Origin of the sequence: Anabaena azotica FACHB-119, from assembly GCF_014697625.1 — a bacterium.
Classification (GTDB): domain Bacteria; phylum Cyanobacteriota; class Cyanobacteriia; order Cyanobacteriales; family Nostocaceae; genus Trichormus; species Trichormus azoticus_A.
This window is the reverse complement of record NZ_JACJSG010000019.1, coordinates 17,066-36,633: the sequence shown is the minus strand read 5'-3', so window position 1 is coordinate 36,633 and position 19,568 is coordinate 17,066. Positions and strand designations below refer to the sequence as shown.

Below are 19,568 nucleotides of genomic sequence, written 5' to 3'. Positions count from 1 at the left end.
TATCATCAACAGTTCTGTTAAAGTGACAGAAGACCGATGCAACCTAATTATCGACGTTGTATTAGTTGCCGCAAAGTAGGACTAAAACAAGACTTTTGGCGAATTGTCCGTGTCTTTCCTTCGGGGAATGTACAATTAAATGAGGGCATGGGGCGTTCAGCCTACATTTGTCCACAAGTGAGTTGCCTACAAGCGGCTCAGAAAAAAAATCGCTTAGGGCGATCGCTACAAGCATCAGTGCCAGAAACACTGTACCAAACATTGTGGCATCTCGCCCAGAACGATCCCCAAAATCAAAATTAAGCTAAAAAACATTCTTGGCGGTAATTTGACTGAGGAAAAGTGGTACAAGCGGAATATTTCAGCAATGACCACACCCTCTGCATTTTTTGGGGTTAGTGCCAAAATAGTAAATGGGTGTAGTTAGCAAGCGGCTCTGCCAAAATTTAAGGGAAGCAAAGCATTACTCCCAAAAAATTTCACTCAATTGTGTTGTGGAAGGCTCAGAAACAGCAAAACAAAAACCTACAAAATGGCAACCTGGTAGCGCTCAGGCGCAGTTCGGCATCAATGGACATCATAAAAATGTTTTATTTAAAAAATTTTTATGGGAGTTCGCTAACCACCGCTTGCAGTGGCGATGCCAGCATTAACCCGAAACATCTCTCTTTCCTGATTGGAGGCACCGGCAAAATCACCAAGGGCAACCTAAAACAGTAATCAAAGGATGGAGATGTCGCACTCCCAGGCAACCATCCGCAAAAAAACTGTAACTTAAAGGGGAAGAGTGGATGAACAACGGCAAAGTTAGAATTTATGAATTATCAAAGGAATTGAATTTGGATAACAAAGAGCTATTAGCAATTTGCGACCAGCTCAACATTGCGGTCAAAAGCCATAGCAGTACTATTTCAGAATCAGAGGCAGAAAGTATCCGTGCAGCTGCGGAAAAACTAGCAGCTACCAATGGAGCATCTAAAAAAGAATTAAGCACAACAGCTAATAAACCAAATTCAGCCATAGCTGGCTCGCGCAACCGACCTGCGCCCCCACAAAAACAACAACAAATTTTGGAAATTCGTAAACCCAAAATATTGAGAAACACTACCTCCAACGCTCCCGAAGCGTCAGTTGCTAATAACCAGATTGCTTCTTCTGAAGCCAATTCTCCCACACCTCCAAGGCCTGCCACACCAGTCTCGCCCATGAAGCCGACGGCACCATCTCGACCTGTACCCCGGAATACATCTGAGGCCCCACAAAAACCAGCTGCACCAGAAGCTGATTCAGCGCCAAAGTCTCAAGCTCCAGAACAAATAGCAGCAGAGAAGCCAGAAAAACCCGCTCAACCAAGACCAAGCAAGCCGGAGAGAGCGCCAAAACCCCAACTGGCAGCACCACCAAGCAGACCAGTGGCGGAAAAGCCAAATCTGATAGCGGAAGTGACAATTGCTTCAGCCGAGAAACCAATTCTCAAACGCGATCGCCCAAAACGAGAAGATGAGCGCGACCAAGGTAAACCCAAAGTCGCCAAGGCTGCACAAGGCGAAGCATCAACAGCACCAGTACAAAAACCATCTCGTCCCGGTCAAGGGCCAACCAAACCAGAACAGCGCAGCAATAGACCAGGCGAAAGAGGAGGCGATGGGGTACGTCCACAAAGACCCGCACGCCCATCAGTAGTAGAAGCAGCGCCACCAGTGGCGACACCACCAAGAGCAATGCCCGGTGGCCCTGGTAGAGGAGAAAGAGTAGACGTAGAGCCGGCGGCGATCGCCCCCGACCTCCTCGACTTAAAACGCCCCACACCACCCCGCATTGGCAAAGGTGGCAAAAAGTGGCAGGAAGAGGAAATCATCGACGAAATCAAAGAAAAATCTGGCAAGGCGGGCGTTAAAGGCAAGCGCGTCAAGCCCATCATGGAAGATGATTTTGAAGATGAAGACCTACTAGACGAAGAGGGGTTAGAAATACCCGCAACCGTCCAAGTTAGTCTATCCATCGCTCGTCCTCCCAAGCCCAAAGCTGCTAAAGCTGCACAAACAGCAACAGCCGCGCCCATCAGTAGCCCAACTACCCGTGGCAAGAAGTCCAGCAGTAACAACCGTGACCAAAACCGCCGCCAAGAAACAGAAGTCAAACGCGAGCGTCCAGAAAAAGTTGAAGTCACAGGCCCCTTGACCGTACAGGAGCTAGCTGACCTCCTGGCAGTAGCCGATACAGAGATTGTCAAAATCCTGTTCATGAAAGGCATGGCGGTAAGCATCACTCAAAACCTCGACATCCCCACCATTACCTTAGTAGGGAAAGAGCTAGAGATAGAAGTCGAAACCGTCGAACCAGAAGCCGAAGCGCGGAAAGTCACCGAAATGATTGAAGTCGGCGACTTAGAACATCTAATTCGTCGTCCGCCGGTTGTAACAATCATGGGTCACGTAGACCACGGTAAAACCACCCTCCTCGACTCCATCCGCAAAACTAAAGTCGCAGCAGGTGAAGCGGGCGGGATTACCCAACACATCGGCGCGTACCACGTCGATATCGTCCATGATGATCAACCCCATCAAATCGTCTTCCTCGATACTCCTGGTCACGAAGCCTTTACCGCCATGCGGGCCAGAGGCGCTAGGGTAACAGACATCGCTGTGTTAGTCGTCGCCGCCGATGACGGTGTACGTCCGCAAACAGTAGAAGCGATTAGCCACGCTCAAGCCGCCGAAGTACCCATTGTGGTGGCGATCAACAAGATTGATAAAGAAGGCGCACAACCAGACCGGGTGAAACAAGAACTCACCCAGTATGGTTTGACCCCAGAAGAATGGGGCGGTGAAACCATCATGGTTCCCGTCAGCGCCATCAAGGGCGAAAACCTAGATACGCTGCTAGAAATGATTCTCCTAGTAGCAGAAGTAGGTGAACTCTCAGCCAACCCAGACCGGAACGCCAGAGGAACAGTAATCGAAGCTCACTTAGATAAAGCTAAGGGCGCAGTTGCTACCCTGTTGATTCAGAACGGTACACTCCATGTGGGAGATATGCTCGTTGCTGGTTCAGCATTTGGTAAAGTCCGGGCAATGGTTGATGATCGCGGTAGAAGAGTAGAAGCAGCTGGGCCTTCATTTGCCGTTGAGGTACTCGGTTTAAGTGATGTACCCGCCGCAGGTGACGAGTTCGAGGTCTTCAACAACGAGAAAGAAGCCAGAGCCTTGGCTTCAGACCGCGCCGACAAACAACGCCTATCTCGCCTATTACAAGGACGTGTCACCCTGACAACCTTATCCGCTCAGGCTCAAGAAGGCGAGTTGAAAGAACTCAACCTCATCCTCAAAGCCGACGTACAAGGTTCTGTAGAAGCGATCGTGGGATCACTCAAGCAAATTCCCCAAAACGAAGTACAAATTCGGATGCTGTTAACGGCGGCTGGCGAAATCACCCAAACAGACATCGACTTAGCCGCAGCCAGTGGAGCCGTAATCATTGGCTTCAACACCACCTACGCCAGTGGCGCTCGACAAGCTGCTGATGAAGCTGGTGTAGATGTCCGCGAATACAACATCATCTACAAACTGATCGAAGATATTCAAGGCGCATTGGAAGGTTTGTTAGAGCCAGAGTTGGTCGAAGAACCCCTGGGTCAAACAGAAGTCCGCGCTGTCTTCCCAGTTGGTCGTGGTGCTGTTGCTGGTTGTTACGTCCAGTCCGGCAAACTCGTCCGCAACTGCAAAGTGCGGGTACGCCGTGGCGGTAAGGTAGTCTACGAAGGCGTGCTTGATTCCCTCAAACGGATGAAAGACGACGCGCGTGAAGTCAACGCTGGTTATGAATGTGGTATCGGTATTGATAAATTCCATGACTGGGCTGAAGGTGACATCATCGAAGCCTATCAAATGGTGACAAAACGCCGTACCCTAGCGTTAACAAGATAGTGCTGAGTCATGAGTGCTGAGTTATGAGTATAGAGTTGATAACTTTCAACTCATACCAAATTGAACAATAATACAATTGGTTTAATATCCATAACTCAGCACTCACAACACCAATTCCCTAAAGTTCAGCAACACAGCCATACTCAAAAACTCTTGTAAAATATGGCTTTGTGAATTTTAAATTTTGAATGTTGAATTGGTTAACTCAGGACTTCTTTATGCCCTCATTTCGCTCTGAACCAATACTGTGGATTCACATTGCTGGATTGGCGACACTACCAATCTTCTTGTTGCTGTGTTTATTGTTCCTATCCGTAGGTGAACCTATTTTACCTGTGTGGGTGGAACTTTTGTTAGTAGCAGCTGCTGGCGTAATTCCACTTTTGTGGATGCAGTTACGCCGACCTTTTTATATATATGCCATTTTAGGAATTGCTCTCAAACCAGAAAACCTGACTGAGCAGCAAAGAAAAATACTTTGTTTAATTAATACAAAATTAAATCGTGTCTTGGCACTTTTGGCAGCAATTGTGTCATTATTTGTGTTGTGGCAGTTATATCAAGCAACGCCGTTAGTTGTCACTATTACAAGTCATCTACCTCAGTGGCGGATATTGGGATTAATACTGGCGGCTTTGACATTTTTAGCAAGTAATCTGTTTCTGCAAATTCCCGTGAGTGTTGCTAGGATTTTAGTGACCAATGACACAGAATTTGCAGCGATAGAACCATTACCTTTAGAGAAGATTAACCAGGATTTTACAATTTTAGGGGTGCGGGTTAATAAAATCTTGCCCCAGTTGCCTGTGGATATAAAAACAGAGGAATGAGGAACTATGGCTAAGATTCCAGCTACCAGTAATTATAAATTTTCTAGTGACTCGAATATTTGGAGTAATCTCCAATATGCGATCGCCGCTAGTTCTGGTTTTCAGCGTTGGCAGTCAGAACGTAATATTCACCTCCAAGAATTGCGTTTAGAACAGCAAGTACAGCGTTATTTACGAGAAACTTTAGAAACTTTAGCTTATTAAAACCTCATACACAAGGTAACAGGAGACAGTAGGGTGGGCATTGCCCACCAACACAACCATACTGATGCCTCGTTCATAATTTTTAATACTAAGTTGCAGTCAAAGATAGTATCTTACTCTCCGCTACTTCCCGTTCCCCTCTTGGGAGGGGTTAAGGGTGGGTTGCTTCCTTTCCTGCTAAAACAAACATCTTTAAACACAACTTGGCATTAGATTGGGAAAAAATCGAACGCAGATGGACGCAGATGTTGGCGTTCGCGGTAGCGTCTCGTAGAGAAGCCAATGCTTGGCAACGCTACCGCGTACCCGCAGGGTACGCAGATGAATAAGATGTTAGATTTTTCGCTAATGCGTTTAGCCTTGACATATCCCTAACTACACATCATTGCTACTTTAATTACTTTCCGTGCCTTCATATCGTAAAAGACTTGTTCTAAGTCTTGTAATGGACGCTGTTCACTGATGAGTAATTCAAAAGGGATTTTTCGACTAGCTATAAGTGCAAGCGCAGACCGCACATACTCAGGGGTGTTGTGAAATACACCTTTAAGGGTGAGTTCGCTGTAGTGCAATTGTTCTGTATTAACTGTGATGGTTGTATCTCTGGGACAGCCACCGAATAAATTCACAGTAGCACCAGGACGAGCGCAGGCGAGCGCAGTTTCCCAAACGCTGGGTACTCCCGTCGCTTCAATTACCACATCTCCACCCCAGCCTTGAGTTAATTCTTTCACCATCCCAGAGATATCGGGATTTTGATGATAGTTAAAAGTTTTAGCCGCACCCAGCTTTTTGCCAATTTCTAGCCTTTGGTCGTTACCGCCCCACAACAACACCTCAACAGCATCAGCCAAAGCAGCCACAAACATTAACCCTATCGCCCCATCCCCCAACACCACAACCCTATCTCTAGGTTTGATACCAGAACGGGCTATTCCATGTAACACACAAGCCAAGGGTTCGGTCATCGCCGCTAATTCTAACGGCAGTTCATCGGGAACCTGCAATAAGTTATGCTGGACTATCGGCGCAGGAATTTTTAAGTATTGGGCAAATGTGCCATTATTCCAGGTTAAATTAGGGCAGAGGGAATATTCTTGCTGTTGACAAAAAAAGCATTCCATGCAGGGTGCGGAGTTATTCGCGACAATGCGATCGCCTACTTGCCAACCCGTTACACCTGCGCCTAATGCGACAATTTCCCCGGCTGCTTCATGACCAAACAAAGTAGGCGGTTTCAGCATCTTGGCATGACCACCACGCCGCCAAACCTTCAAGTCTGTACCACAAGTTGTCGCTACTCCCACCTTAATTACCACTTCCCCAACATCGGGAGATGGGTCAGCAACTTGTTCTAAACGTAAATCTTCCTGGCCATAAAGCAGGGCGGCTAACACAGCTTTACCTTAAAAATTGAGCATCTCCGTAATTGTATCAGGGACTGGGGATTGCGGAGATAGAAGAGGACTTATATCATGTTCGCTTAAATACTTATCATATCGTCAAGGTTGGTCATTGGTAATGGGTAATAGGTAATTGTTTTCTCCGATTACCAATTACCAATTACCCATTACCGACCAAAGCAAATATATTATAAGTAATTAGCCGAACTTGATATTACGCATGAAAACGAAAAATCAATGGTTTGGACAAGGGTATAGGGGTATAGGGGTGTAAGCGTTCAAAACCTATACCCCTACACCCTTACACCCTTACACCCAGTCTTAACAGATAACCTTGGTGCGTAAGTCCTGAGATAGTTGGCAATCTTCCACAGAACTACAACTTGGGTAAAATTTCTGGTAACAAATGACCAGGAACCTTGGACAAAGCTAGGTTCTGCCCTTGAATACCCAACTCATTGTGAAAAGCTTTAATTGTTTTCACAACATAGGCAAAGGTTGCTTGATAAGCCTCTGGTTGTTTACTCAAACCATTCAAGGCTTGCAAATGATTATCTAGTGCAGCTTCTAGGTGGTGCGATCGCTTATTTTTATCTCCATTAAAAGAATTATCCGTCACTAACTGATAATGAGCCAGTCCCAAATTATTGTGTGTAGCAAACAAATCAAAACTTAAGGCTACACTACCTAATGAATGGGCTAGGGCGATCGCTTCTTCATAAGCACTGATACATAAATTTAGCAGGTTTTGCCGCGCTTCTTTGGTAGTTTGAGACAAGTTAGCTAAATGCCAATATGCCGTACCTAAATTATTCTCAGTTGCAGCACAAGCACTAGGAACCGTCGCCGCCGTGCGATATTTCAAAGCTTCTTTATAGACATTAATCGCTAACTGAAGATTTTCCCCTGGTTGTTCGTACTGTGCCAAATTCCAGTAGGCAGTGCCGATATTATTTTGAATCATCCCATATTTTAGGGGTTCGTCTTGGGGGTTGTAGTGAGCTAGGGCTTGTTTGTAAGCGGCGATCGCTTTCTTCAAATGCTCCACAGGTTGATTATACTGAGCTAAATGCCAATAAGCAGTACCAATATTATTTTGAGTTGCCGCATATTTTAAAGGATCTGATTCCACAGTCCGGTGGCGTAAAGCTTCGCTATAAGCCACCACAGCTTGCTGCCAATTTTCCGCCGGACTTTCAAACCTGGCCAAATCCCCGTAAGCTGTTCCTAAATTATTTTGCACCCTTGCGTAAGTTTCCGGGTGTGTTTGTGGAGAAATTATTTTTAAAGCTAACTGATAAAATTCTATACCCTGCTCAATATAAGATTTCCCCTCTTCTAGATTAGGTGGCGTGCGATACAGCATCCAATATAGAGTACCTAAATCATTCAAAATATCCGGCAGTTGTGGCGAGTTTTCATCGTAGCTAATTGACTCTTGATAAGCAATAATTGCTACCATTATATTTTCTAGAGTAGACTGTCCCTGCTCAATCCGCAGACGGTATAAATTACCCAATTGATGATATGCAGCCGCCAGTATATCTCCAGAAGCTGATTGCGAATGCAAAGACTCAATCTCTAATAGCAGTTCCTGTGGTTGCCACTCGCCATCTATCTCCGAAGATGTTTGTGTATTAATTGTTGCCAGAACTAACTCCGTTAATTCCTGGCTGACATAAGATAAAGATGACAGCGATAGACTATCATTAGTATTAGACTTAACAGTATCTTGTGACTTTTGCCCAGTTGTGGGTGATTCTGAGATTAACAGTGGAGTTTCCTCTTTTGGTTGTAAATGATTCCCTGATATTTCCGTAGGTAAACCTGAGTCTTCCCCAAAATTTAATTCTGTATTAGATGGGCTTCTGATCTCACCTTCCATACCTAAATCATCTAGTACAGACTGTTCAAGATTGCCCAGTTTTACGTTTTTAGAATTAGATAACCGTTCTGGTTGACCCAAATTTTGTGTCGTAGGCGTGGGTTCTCCCGCAAAGACAAACACACCAGTCCGCCAACGCCAAAACTGCGGTGCTGACTGCTGAATAGCCGATAACCAAGGGCGAGACACCCATAACAATATACTTGATTCCAGAAATCGGCTAGATTCTTGAGTGGCAAAAAACTTTTCACTTAAACGTAAGTAGTGTAAAAACAAACGTTGGCTAGCTACAGTTTGCCTGGTGAGTTGTTCCACACCTACAATTTGAAACGTCGGTATTGGTAAAGGTCTACCTGGCGTATCCTTAGAAGTCCCAACAATGGGCGGTGGATAATTAGCCAACCACTGATTAATTTGAGCTATCGGATTTGGTTCATTTAAGTTTAACCTTAAGGTAACTAGCCTGGGATAAGCCGATGTACTCGCTTCCTGTCCACTTGATGGCTGATACAGCACCTGACCCACGGGATAAGCCAAAGTAGAATGCAGGCGGGCTGCTACTTGATTTCTGAGGTGTAAATCATCACAGACAGCTAAAAAAAGTTGTCTTCTTAAACCAAGGCTAAGGGCAAGTTTTAGACGGTGATATACTTGCCTATTCCAAGCAGAATTATCAGGTAGTCCAGTATCATTCACGGCTAGAGTTGGGGATTGGGAACTGGGGACTGGGGAATAATCTTTATCAAAAAAAATTGAACACCGTAGAGACGTTGCATGCAACGTCTCTACATCATTTATTTGGTGCAATTGCAGAGAGAATTGGTATAAGGTCTTAACTATAATCAGAGGGTTGGTAATCTGTTCAGGATAATTTAGAACTTTTATATTTAAAATGCTTAAGTACAATCACACACAAATATTTATTTTTGTATTACAAAATAAAACAGGTTCTCAAAGAAATAGAACCTGTAGTGATAATTAACTTTTTTAAAGGTTTATCGTTAACTGAGATTAGAAACAGAGAAGGCGACAAAAATTAAACCGCCAACCAAAATTGTAGCGGCGACTCCTAAGATGACGTAATTACGTACTTGTCCTGCTGTGGGAGGTTCTGCTTGATAAACTTTAGGCTCCTTAGCAAAATTGTTTAGAAGTCCGCCTTCTTCGTTTGTATAGGGCATGAATTAGTTCCTTGCTCTGAATATTTTATTTAATCTTATAAAGAGATATATCTTTTACTTACACAATCAGAGACAAATCGTTACATTTAGTCATTAGTCAGTAGGGGCGGGTTTACCCCGAAATTCATGGCGAAAACAAATATGTCAGTTAAACCCGCCCGTACTCAGTAGGGGCGGGTTTACCCCGAAATTCATGGCGAAAACAAATATGTCAGTTAAACCCGCCCGTACAACAGTCACATTTTTTTGAACTATGGACTATGGACTATGGACTAACCTATCGTACCCGTTAGAGGTGAGCTAGCACTGGCATGGGTTCTGATGGGCATTCTGCCGGCGAGGTAGGCTAGACGACCAGCGACGGTTGCTAAGTTCATGGCTTGAGCCATTGCGACTGGATTTTGGGCGAGGGCGATCGCACTATTAATTAACAAAGCATCTGCCCCTAATTCCATCGCCTGAGAGGCTTCGGAAGGCGCACCAATGCCAGCATCTACCACTACTGGGATGTTAGCATTTTCGATGATGATTTGAATGTTGGCGGTGGTTTTTAACCCCTGTCCTGAACCGATGGGTGATGCTAAGGGCATAACTGTGGCACAACCGACATCTTCCAAGCGTTTGGCTAGCATGGGGTCAGCGTTGATATAGGGTAATACGGCGAAACCTTCTTTCACTAGTTGTTCGGCGGCTTGTAATGTGCCGATGGGGTCGGGAAGTAAATATTTAGGGTCTGGTATAACTTCTAACTTGACAAAGTTATTATCCTCTTGCCCAAGTAACTTCGCCATTTCCCTACCCAAACGAGCAACTCGAATTGCTTCTTCTGCCGTTTGACAGCCGGCTGTATTGGGCAACATCCAAATTTTTGACCAGTCTAAGGCTTCGGCTAAACCCTCATGTCCGGGGGCTTTGGTTTGCACTCGCCGCACCGCCACAGTCACAATTTGGCAACCACTCGCAACAACACTTTGCTGCATTTCCTCAATACTGCGGTATTTGCCTGTACCAGTCATCAAGCGGGATTGGAAGGATTTCCCGGCAATGATCAGGGGGGAGTCGAGATTGGTTGCTGGGTAATGGGAATGGGTACTGGGGACTGGGTAATGGGTGAGCATGGGGGGGGTAGATGGCGGTTTTTGGAAGCGAGAATAGTGGAAGTGAGAGAGTAGCGGGTCAGATTTTTGCTCCCAGATTAAATCGGCTATGATTGTGACGGTTACTGGGGTTAGCAAGATGCCATTGCGATAGTGACCAGTGGCTAAGGTGAGGTTGGGACAGTGGCTAGTTCCTAATATGGGTAATTCGTCTGGGGTGGCGGGACGGAAGCCCCACCAAAAGTCTTGAATGGGATAGTCTTGTAATTGGGGATAGAGGCGAATTGCGCCTTGCAGTAAGGTTTGGATGCCAGTGGGGGTATTGTGGGGAGTAAAGCCTACATCTTCACTGGTAGCGCCAATAATAATAGAGCGATCGCGCCTTGGTACTATGTAAGTATTTTCACCAAATAACACCCGCTTTAAGGGCAATTCCGGTACATAATCCGGCACTCTCACACGCAACATTTGCCCTTTGCGCGGACTTACAGGTATTGGTAATAACTCATTTGCCCAAGCACCTGTGGCTAAAACATAATGTTCAGCGCGGATGATGCCGATGTTGGTTTGTACACCTAACACCTGCCCTTGCTGTTGTATTAATCCTTCTACTGTAATCCCATCTTTAAGTTCCACACCAAGAGTTTCCGCCGCCGCCCACAGCACACGCACCAATGCTTGGTTATTAACTTGGGCATCCTCTGGATACCACCAACCACCAACCACTTCTGCACCTAATCCTGGCTGGTATTGATGGATAGCTGCCTTATCTAACCAGTATGAGGGAGAGGAGGGAGATGAGGGAGATGAGGGAGATGAGGGGAAATTAGACCTGCTGCTGGCTTCATAAACTGGGGCGAGGATGCCACAAGGCCAGTAGCCAGTGTTTAAGCCAGTCAAATCTTCTAGCTTGCGCGTCCATTCTGGGTAGAGAGAACGCGATCGCCAGCATAGCGACTTCATCGCCCCATCTGTGATTTGTTCAGCATCTGGCGCTAGCATCCCGGCGGCGGCGCTAGAAGCAGCAGCTTGCAAATCACGACAAAGCACGGTGACTTTTGCCCCGCGCCGCTTTAATTCAACAGCGATCGCCAAGCCAATAGCGCCGCCACCAATAATTACAATGTCCCTAGTCATTAGTCATTAGTATTTAATCTTAGCTATTTACCATTAGTACATAACTAATAACTCATAACCTGTAACCAACGACTAGTACAAGTGGGGGATTGGGTATTGGGTATTGGGGATTGGGGACTGGGCAATAGGAATTAGTGTTCTGTACTTTAAACTCATTACTCAGCAATCTCTTACCACAAAGCCCGGATTGGTTCTTTTTCCTGATTTGTGTCGCCTGATGAATTGTCTGTTGATTGCACTTCTGTAGTATTGGTGTCTGATGTATTGTTAGAAGGTGATTCAGTGGAATTGTTATTTTGCGCTACAGTTGTTCTGTTGCTGTTGTTTGTGCGCTCTTCTTGATTGCTGGTGCTTCTCTCTTCAGTATTTCTTTCTTCAGTATTTCTTTCTTCAGTATTGGTGTTGAAATTATCCTGAGCTACACTGCCTCTATTTTCATTTGTATTAGCAGTGCTGCGATTACGATTATTAGAGGAGCTATTAACATTAATGTTAGCTGGCAGGACTTTCGATGCTCTGCCTGTGGGATTGTTACTGCTAGTGGGAGTATTATTACTAGCAGTTTGTTGCTGGCCGCCCATCGGGAAGTTAATGCCTAGCAAAGTTCCCATGAGAATTGCCATACCTCCAGCCATAAGAATTAACGGTGTCCATCTACCCATCTTGATTTTCTCCTTGTTAACCTAACCTTCATCTTTGCCACACTACCTGAGAACCTTGACCCCAAAAGCCGTCAAATTTTGTCACCTTCACATCACCTAAAACCTGAGTTTGACAAGCTAAACGCAGGTCTTTTGTAGGAGAATGAGGAGGAAGCGATCGCCGTCCTTGATCTCGCCAATTCGCCGCCGACACTTCACCTTCTATCTTGACAGCACAGGTTCCACAACTACCGATACCCCGACAGTTTATTACCTTAGCACCGCCATTGTAGAGGTCAACACCACTTTTTAGCAGAACTTTGCGTAAATTTTCTCCGTGATGGCATTCTATTGTCTTACCCTGAGCTAATACCTTTGGCATATTTTAATCAGCAAATTGGCATTTTCTTGTATCTTGGCACATTGCCTTTACAGTTGTCTCCACAGTCTTAGTCCTATGACCAAAAATCCCTCTCCCCACATTTGGCTTTATGACACCACACTACGGGATGGCACTCAGCGCGAAGGGCTATCAATTTCCATAGAAGATAAGCTACGCATCGCCCACAGACTCGATCAATTAGGGATTCCTTTTATTGAAGGTGGATGGCCAGGAGCCAACCCAAAGGATGTTCAATTTTTCTGGCAACTTCAGGAAGATCCGCTCAAACAAGCAGAAATTGTTGCATTTTGTTCAACTCGCCGCCCCCATACCCATGCCGCCGATGAGCCAATGCTACAAGATATCCTGACTGCGGGTTCTCGCTGGGTCACAATTTTTGGCAAATCTTGGGATTTACACGTCACAACGGGCTTAAAAACGACTCTAGAAGAAAATTTGGCAATGATCCGCGACACTATAGAGTTTTTTCGTTCTCAAGGGCGGCGCGTGATTTATGATGCCGAACACTGGTTTGATGGCTATAAGCACAATCGAGACTATGCTCTGGAGACTCTCAAAACAGCAATGTTAGCTGGTGCAGAATGGCTAGTTTTGTGCGATACCAATGGCGGTACTTTACCTCATGAAGTTAGCCAAGTTGTGCAAGATGTGGTACTGGTGACTAGGGACTGGGGACTAGGGAGCCAGTCGCGTGCGGAGGTTCCCTCCGTTGAGCGAACTGGCGTGACTGGGAAACAGCAGGGGAGCAGAGGAGCAATAAATAATACCCAATTACCCATTACCAATTACCCATTACCAATTCCCCAAATCGGTATTCATACTCATAATGATTCTGATATGGCGGTTGCCAATGCCTTAGCAGCAGTTATGGCAGGGGCAACAATGGTACAAGGCACTATCAACGGTTATGGCGAACGTTGTGGCAATGCTAATTTATGTTCATTAATTCCTAATTTACAATTGAAGTTGGGTTATGGCTGTATCGCAGAACACCAGCTAGCGCAATTGGCTGAAGCTAGCCGCTTTGTCAGTGAAGTTGTGAACCTCGCCCCGGATGAACACGCCCCTTTTGTAGGGCGTTCGGCCTTTGCTCACAAAGGTGGTATTCACGTCTCTGCTGTGGAAAAGAATCCTCTGACATACGAACACATTCAGCCGGAACAGGTAGGAAACCGTCGCCGGATTGTCATATCTGAACAATCGGGTATAAGTAATGTGTTAGCTAAAGCCCGGACTTTTGGCATTGAACTCGACAAACAAACCCCCGAAGCCAAGCAAATTCTTCACCGCCTCAAGGAATTGGAAAGTGAAGGGTATCAATTTGAAGCAGCAGAGGCGAGTTTTGCTTTGTTGATGTATGAAGCGTTGGGGGGAAGACAGCAGTTTTTTGAGGTGAAGGGGTTTCAAGTCCACTGTGACTTAGTGGAAGGCAAAGAAACAACAAATGCCTTGGCGACGGTGAAAGTAGCTGTCAACGGTAAGAATATTTTGGAAGCAGCAGAAGGTAACGGCCCAGTAGCTGCTTTGGATGCAGCCTTACGCAAAGCTTTAGTCAACTTCTATCCGCAAATTGCCAGCTTTGAGTTAACAGATTATAAAGTGCGGATTCTGGATGGACACACAGGAACCTCCGCAAAAACCCGTGCTTTAGTAGAATCAGGAAATGGTCATCAACGCTGGACAACAGTCGGAGTCTCACCAAATATCTTGGCTGCTTCTTATAAGGCAGTAGTCGAGGGTTTGGAATATGGTTTATTGTTACACGCTCAGGCTGAGGCGGCAGTGAAGGGATCTAGTTGATTGGTAACTGGTAATAGGTAATTGGTAATTGGCAAAGATTTCTCCCATTACCCATTCCCCAAACTTCATGTAAAACTCTCCCAAGCTTGGGTAACTACTTTACTCAGCCAACGGCGCTGTTGTTGGTCTAATAGGGGGTCATCTGCTAGTAGCTGGGCGGTTAAGTCTTCTAAGGATTGACCTTGCGATCGCACTATTTTTATTACTCCGGCGATCGCTGAGGCTACTAATTCTTCATCTACTGGCTGTTGTTTTAAAGCAAAAATTTGTTGGGGGCTATCTGGAATGGGATAATTCATGGCGTAGGTTTATAAATCGATAAAATGAGTAAAAATTTTTGACAAAATTATTAAAAAGTCTTTACTGAATCTTTATAAAAACCGATAAGGCGGATTTTATAGCATTTACTGCCTTTCGCATATCTGTCTTAGTGAGTAGATCGACGGAGATGTCAGCAAAACATGAAAGAAATTCTGTATTTAGAAGTGCCAATTACGGATATGGCTGCTGTACGCAGTTGGCTGCAAACAGAGTTTGATCCGGGAGATTGGGAAAAATTACTGACCCCTGATGGCTGTCGCCTGAAAATATCTAGTAAATATACAGTAAATGGGGCAAAAATTACCGAAAATCTACCCAAAGAGTTTTCTATATTTGTGTGGTCAGTCCAACGAACTACTTATCTGAAGGTTTTTCGTTGGGCAGAACAGCCATTACCACAAGAGAAGGAAGTCTTACAACGCTTAACCAGACAAATTCGCCAGCGCTTTCCGCATCATTACCCAGAACCCCCAGCTATTGATTTATCCCAGCAATCAATTTTTACTGCTTTAGCGCCTTATTACCCCCTCACAGTAAAATATTTCCAAAAAATGCCCAATGGCGAATATGACCTCACACGCGCCTATTGGTGGGAACAGCGATGGCGTGAAGGAGTGCGAAATCCGCAGGAGCCGCGTCAGGTGGTGTTTTCAAGGGTTGAAGGCAGTGGTTCGACTACGCTCACCAACCAGAGGCAGGAGGCAGGAGGCAGGAGGCAGGAGTTAGTAAGTTCTCCTTCATCTCCCACTTACGACCTAATCTACATCGGCGGCGCACTAGGGGCAATTCATGCGGCGATGATGGCGAAATTGGGGTATAAAGTGCTGCTGGTGGAACGGTTGCCGTTTGGGCGGATGAACCGGGAATGGAATATTTCGCGTGATGAACTGCAAACTCTGCTGAACTTGGGTTTGGTGACAGCAGCCGAGTTAGAAACGGTAATTGCTAGGGAATATAAGGATGGGTTTAATAAGTTTTTTGATGGTAATAATCCGGTAAAATTGCGATCGCCTATCTTACACACGCCCACGGTGTTAAATATAGCTCTAGACTCAGAGAAATGGCTACAAATGTGTGGGCAGAAGCTGTTGAGTGCAGGCGGGGAAATTTGGGATGAGACAGAATTTATTCGTGCTGATGTCGATGATGCACAAGTTGTTGTCACAGTCAAGTATTTGCCTACGCAACAAGAAAAGCAAGTAAGTGGACGGCTGTTAGTAGATGCAATGGGAACCGCTTCTCCTATTGCTTGGCAATTAAACGGTGGTCGTGCTTTTGATAGTGTTTGTCCCACAGTGGGCGCAGTGGTAGATGGAGGATTTGAGCCTGGGGTGTGGGATTCTCAGTATGGAGACGTACTATATAGTCATGGTGATATCTCGCGCGGTAGGCAGTTAATTTGGGAATTGTTTCCCGGTGCGGGGGAAGAACTGACCATATATTTGTTTCACTACCACGAAGTCAACGCCCAAAACCCAGGTTCTTTGCTGGAGATGTACGAGGACTTTTTCACAATTTTGCCAGAGTATCGCCGTTGCGATATGGATAAGTTGGTGTGGAAAAAGCCGACATTTGGGTATATTCCGGGGCATTTTAGTGTGAGTAGTAGCGATCGCACCGTAGCCTTTGATAGATTAATTGCGATCGGTGATGCTGCATCCTTACAATCACCCCTAGTATTTACTGGTTTCGGTTCTTTGGTACGTAACCTAGAACGGCTAACAACTCTATTAGATGTAGCCCTCAAGCATGATTTGTTAAAGTTCCATCACCTGAACTTAATTCGCGCCTATCAAAGCAACGTATCTATCACTTGGCTCTTTTCTAAAGGGATGATGGTTCCCACCGGGAAATTCTTACCTCCCCAGCGCATCAACTGTATGTTGAACACATTTTTTGGCTTACTTGCAGATGAACCCCCGGAAGTAGCCGATAATTTCATAAAAGATAGATGTGACTGGTTAACCTTTAACCGCCTAGCACTGAAAGCCGCGAGGAAAAACCCTGCCTTAGTGTGGTGGATATGGGAACTAGCAGGCCCTAAAGATTTTATCAGATGGGTAGGCAATTATTTGAACTTCGGTCGCCACGCCTTAGTTAACGCTTTACTGAGTGCATGGTTCCCCCACTTGCTAGTAAAGATTAAACCTTGGCTAGAAACACACAACCCCGCCCTATGGTTACGACTATTAGCTATTAACTACGCTATCACCACAGGCAGACCGCGATCGCGCCAACAATTCACCGAACTCAATTCTGATACCGGGGTAATTAGGCAGTTGACAGTTGACAGTTGACAGGGAACAGGTGACAGGGAACAGGTGACAGGTGACAGTTGTCAATAGTTATTCTTCCTTATCTCCCCCTACTCCCTCATCTCCCCCATCTCCCCCATCTCCCCCCAGTCCCCAGTCCCCAGTCCCCAGTCCCCAAACAAGGAACACTACCTAAATGACTCAAGCCGTTGATCAAGTCGATTATGATACTCTCGATGCTGCCAAGCGACGCTTTATTGAGGCGGCAAAACGTACATTACAATTTGCCCCATCTTACGGTGGTGTCCCGGCTGCTGGGCTGGGGGGGAGTGCTAACGCCTTTAGTTTCAACCTCGCTCCCTACCTACAGACGGGAAACCCTGAACTTTTTATTAGTCTTGTCCCTGAAGGGCTGGGTACGGCTGATGATGCTCGTCCTGATGACCTTTCCCAAGAAGAATTGCGGCGCTTTTGGTGGAATATTGGTATCAAAATACTCTCCTGTTTAACAAACGATGCCGCCTCTTCGGGGATGCAAACTGTACTTCTGGGGCTATATCTGCCCTCAAGCACCCCAGAAACCGTATTTACGCCCGCCTTTCTTGATGGGTTTCTCGATGGCGTAGTTGAGGGATGCAGGCGTATCGGATGCGTTTACATTTCCGGGGAAACGCCCCAACTCAAAACTAAAATGATTCCGGGACGGTTGGATATTGCGGGTTCTGTATTTGGTGTCATGCCTCCTGGTGTGCCTCCTATTGATGGTACAAGACTGGCGGCGGGGAATGCGATCGTTTTGGTGGAAAGTACTGGACTGCATGAAAACGGCTTTACCCCGGTGCGGAAATTAGCCGAGTCGCTTCCTGATGGGTATAGAACAAAGTTACCCAGTGGTCAGGAGTTGTGGGAAGCAATGAATGCTGCATCACACCTCTACACGCCACTGGTGCAGGCTGTTTTACGTGAGGGTATTCGTCCCACGGCGATGGAAAATATTACTGGTCATGGTTGGCAGAAATTGATGCGGTCTGCTAAACCATTACGGTATGTGATTGAAAAATTGTTACCTGTGCCAGAAATCTTTCAATTTGTAGAAAACCATCTGGAAGGGGGAAAGGAAATGATGCTGTCTGTATTTAACTACGGTGCAGGGTTTGCATTTTATACAGAAACTGAGGAGGATGGCGAGAGAATTGTGCAGTTGGCGAAAGAAAAGGGATTGACTGCTGCGATCGCTGGTAAAGTTGAAGCATCCCCCACCCGTGAAGTTGTGGTAGCACCATTTGGTATTACCTTCAAAGGCGAAGCTTTTGGTATCGCCAAAGGTACATAAAATCATACATCTTGTGGGGTGGGCATCCTGCCCGCCCAAAGACCAGGACGGGCAAGATGCCCATCCCACAAGAAAATTTAGAATTAAATTAACCCTCCCCTACAAATAAGGAGAGGGCCAATTACCAATTACCAATTACCAATTACCACTGATCAATATCCTTCTTCCTCGTATTCTGGCTGTCTTTCTTTGACCTTTTTAGGAATATTCACAGGTTGCGGTGGTGCGTCGTCCCAAGCATCACTTTCTACATCATCATCGTAGTCGTCGTAGTCGTTGCTGTAGGACGGGGCTTTATAGGGTTGGGCGGGAGGCTGTTGATACCTGTCTTTACCTGTGGCTTCGCTCCAGTTGTCTTCTTCGTCTTCTTCGTATTGTATAGATTCGTATTGACGCGCTTTCATGACTTGGCGCTGTGGTCTTTCTTCTTCGATGTAGTCTTCAGTCCATTCTTCCTCAGCTACGGGTTCAGGGGTACGGACTTTGGGCTTGGGTGGTTGTAAGGGTACACCACTGGGTAGTTGATTTGAAGGTGCAACGGCGCGGGGTGCAGAATAACCATATTCTTCATCTGCGTCCCTTTCCCAAGGTGCTTTACCGATACCCAGACGTTCCAATACACCCACTGTTAACTGATTTACCCGTTCTTCGGCTCCTTCAAAGACAATTAATCTGTTGGGGCCTGTGCTGACTACTTCTTCTATGGATATTTCGTAGGTGCTTAAAAACTGGTCGGGAATTTGGGGTAGTCCCAAGGAGGCTATAACTATAGCTGTCAGTTTACCTGATTCCGCCTCAAACTTAAACCCCCGGACTCTACCTAAAACTTCACCTGTTTCGGTGATGACTTCCCAGTTCATCAGGTTACTGAAGGCTTCGACTTCGATATCTTCGATGACATCTTCGTTATCAACCAGGATCACATCGCCATATTGGTGGATGCTGCTAAGGTACATATAGCGGGGCAGACCAGAGATGGAGATCAGGCTGTCTCGCAAACCAAGAGCCACAACCTCTCTTTGATCAATGTCCACCCAGATTTGACTCACGATGCCTAACCGTTTGCCATTGTCGCGGGTGATCACCTGGGTATTTAATATGTCGGAACGTCTAATTATCTGTTCAGAGGTCATTCTATACGGAGTCCTGATC

Annotated in this window: 17 protein-coding genes; 9 read left to right on the top strand and 8 right to left on the bottom strand. The window is 45.9% G+C overall.

All coding sequences use genetic code 11. The annotated features are described in order from the left end of the window. Positions 1–36 precede the first annotated feature (36 nt). The 6 genes from H6G83_RS15310 to H6G83_RS35940 all read left to right on the top strand — a co-directional run bounded on the left by H6G83_RS15310 (position 37) and on the right by H6G83_RS35940 (position 5,289). A complete protein-coding gene (locus H6G83_RS15310) occupies positions 37–303 on the top strand; it encodes a YlxR family protein (protein ID WP_190473724.1) in 267 nt (88 codons plus the stop codon). Between the two features lie 110 nt (positions 304–413). Beyond that, the gene (locus H6G83_RS15305) at positions 414–653 is read left to right on the top strand and encodes a hypothetical protein (protein WP_206758994.1); all 240 of its coding nucleotides are present in this window, start codon (positions 414–416) and stop codon (positions 651–653) included. 138 nt (positions 654–791) lie between these two features. Continuing rightward, on the top strand, positions 792–3,926 hold the full coding sequence (gene infB, locus H6G83_RS15300) for a translation initiation factor IF-2 (protein WP_190473719.1): 3,135 nt from the start codon (positions 792–794) through the stop codon (positions 3,924–3,926). A gap of 218 nt (positions 3,927–4,144) precedes the next feature. Beyond that, positions 4,145–4,756, top strand: a complete 612-nt coding sequence (locus tag H6G83_RS15295; protein ID WP_190473717.1) for a low-complexity tail membrane protein — start codon at positions 4,145–4,147, stop codon at positions 4,754–4,756. A gap of 6 nt (positions 4,757–4,762) precedes the next feature. Beyond that, positions 4,763–4,960, top strand: coding sequence for a hypothetical protein (locus H6G83_RS15290; RefSeq protein WP_190473715.1), 198 nt, complete (start codon positions 4,763–4,765; stop codon positions 4,958–4,960). A gap of 203 nt (positions 4,961–5,163) precedes the next feature. After that, complete coding sequence (locus tag H6G83_RS35940) at positions 5,164–5,289, top strand: hypothetical protein (RefSeq protein ID WP_277876348.1); 126 nt, start codon at positions 5,164–5,166, stop codon at positions 5,287–5,289. 42 nt (positions 5,290–5,331) lie between these two features. On the opposite strand, the gene H6G83_RS15285 is transcribed toward H6G83_RS35940, so the two are convergent. From H6G83_RS15285 to H6G83_RS15260, 6 genes are all read right to left on the bottom strand, one after another. Then, positions 5,332–6,357 (bottom strand): zinc-dependent alcohol dehydrogenase, encoded by a 1,026-nt coding sequence (locus H6G83_RS15285; RefSeq protein ID WP_190473713.1) that lies wholly within the window; start codon positions 6,355–6,357, stop codon positions 5,332–5,334. Positions 6,358–6,739: 382 nt separating this feature from the next. Continuing rightward, positions 6,740–8,944, bottom strand: coding sequence for a tetratricopeptide repeat protein (locus H6G83_RS15280; protein WP_313936212.1), 2,205 nt, complete (start codon positions 8,942–8,944; stop codon positions 6,740–6,742). 305 nt (positions 8,945–9,249) lie between these two features. After that, positions 9,250–9,429 carry a photosystem II assembly protein Psb34 gene (gene psb34, locus H6G83_RS15275; RefSeq protein ID WP_190473711.1) on the bottom strand — a complete coding sequence of 60 codons (180 nt, stop codon included), beginning with the start codon at positions 9,427–9,429 and terminating at the stop codon, positions 9,250–9,252. 272 nt (positions 9,430–9,701) lie between these two features. Next, positions 9,702–11,663, bottom strand: a complete 1,962-nt coding sequence (gene thiO / locus H6G83_RS15270) for a glycine oxidase ThiO (protein ID WP_190473709.1) — start codon at positions 11,661–11,663, stop codon at positions 9,702–9,704. Between the two features lie 170 nt (positions 11,664–11,833). Beyond that, entirely contained in the window at positions 11,834–12,325 is a 492-nt protein-coding gene (locus tag H6G83_RS15265) for a hypothetical protein (RefSeq protein ID WP_190473707.1), read from the bottom strand. Positions 12,326–12,353: 28 nt separating this feature from the next. Continuing rightward, a complete protein-coding gene (locus tag H6G83_RS15260; RefSeq protein ID WP_190473706.1) occupies positions 12,354–12,686 on the bottom strand; it encodes a 2Fe-2S iron-sulfur cluster-binding protein in 333 nt (110 codons plus the stop codon). 75 nt (positions 12,687–12,761) lie between these two features. On the opposite strand from H6G83_RS15260, the gene cimA reads away from it, so the two are divergent. Then, a complete protein-coding gene (gene cimA, locus H6G83_RS15255) occupies positions 12,762–14,507 on the top strand; it encodes a citramalate synthase (protein WP_190473705.1) in 1,746 nt (581 codons plus the stop codon). A gap of 65 nt (positions 14,508–14,572) precedes the next feature. Here cimA and H6G83_RS15250 read toward each other — a convergent pair whose 3' ends face one another. Beyond that, entirely contained in the window at positions 14,573–14,806 is a 234-nt protein-coding gene (locus H6G83_RS15250) for a hypothetical protein (protein WP_190473704.1), read from the bottom strand. A gap of 162 nt (positions 14,807–14,968) precedes the next feature. Between H6G83_RS15250 and H6G83_RS15245 the strand changes: the two genes are divergently transcribed. Both H6G83_RS15245 and H6G83_RS15240 read left to right on the top strand, forming a co-directional pair. Then, positions 14,969–17,125 carry an NAD(P)/FAD-dependent oxidoreductase gene (locus tag H6G83_RS15245; protein ID WP_190473703.1) on the top strand — a complete coding sequence of 719 codons (2,157 nt, stop codon included), beginning with the start codon at positions 14,969–14,971 and terminating at the stop codon, positions 17,123–17,125. Between the two features lie 154 nt (positions 17,126–17,279). Then, a complete protein-coding gene (locus H6G83_RS15240; RefSeq protein ID WP_190473702.1) occupies positions 17,280–18,416 on the top strand; it encodes an AIR synthase related protein in 1,137 nt (378 codons plus the stop codon). Positions 18,417–18,568: 152 nt separating this feature from the next. On the opposite strand, the gene H6G83_RS15235 is transcribed toward H6G83_RS15240, so the two are convergent. Then, complete coding sequence (locus tag H6G83_RS15235; RefSeq protein WP_190473701.1) at positions 18,569–19,549, bottom strand: PRC-barrel domain-containing protein; 981 nt, start codon at positions 19,547–19,549, stop codon at positions 18,569–18,571. Positions 19,550–19,568: the final 19 nt, after the last annotated feature.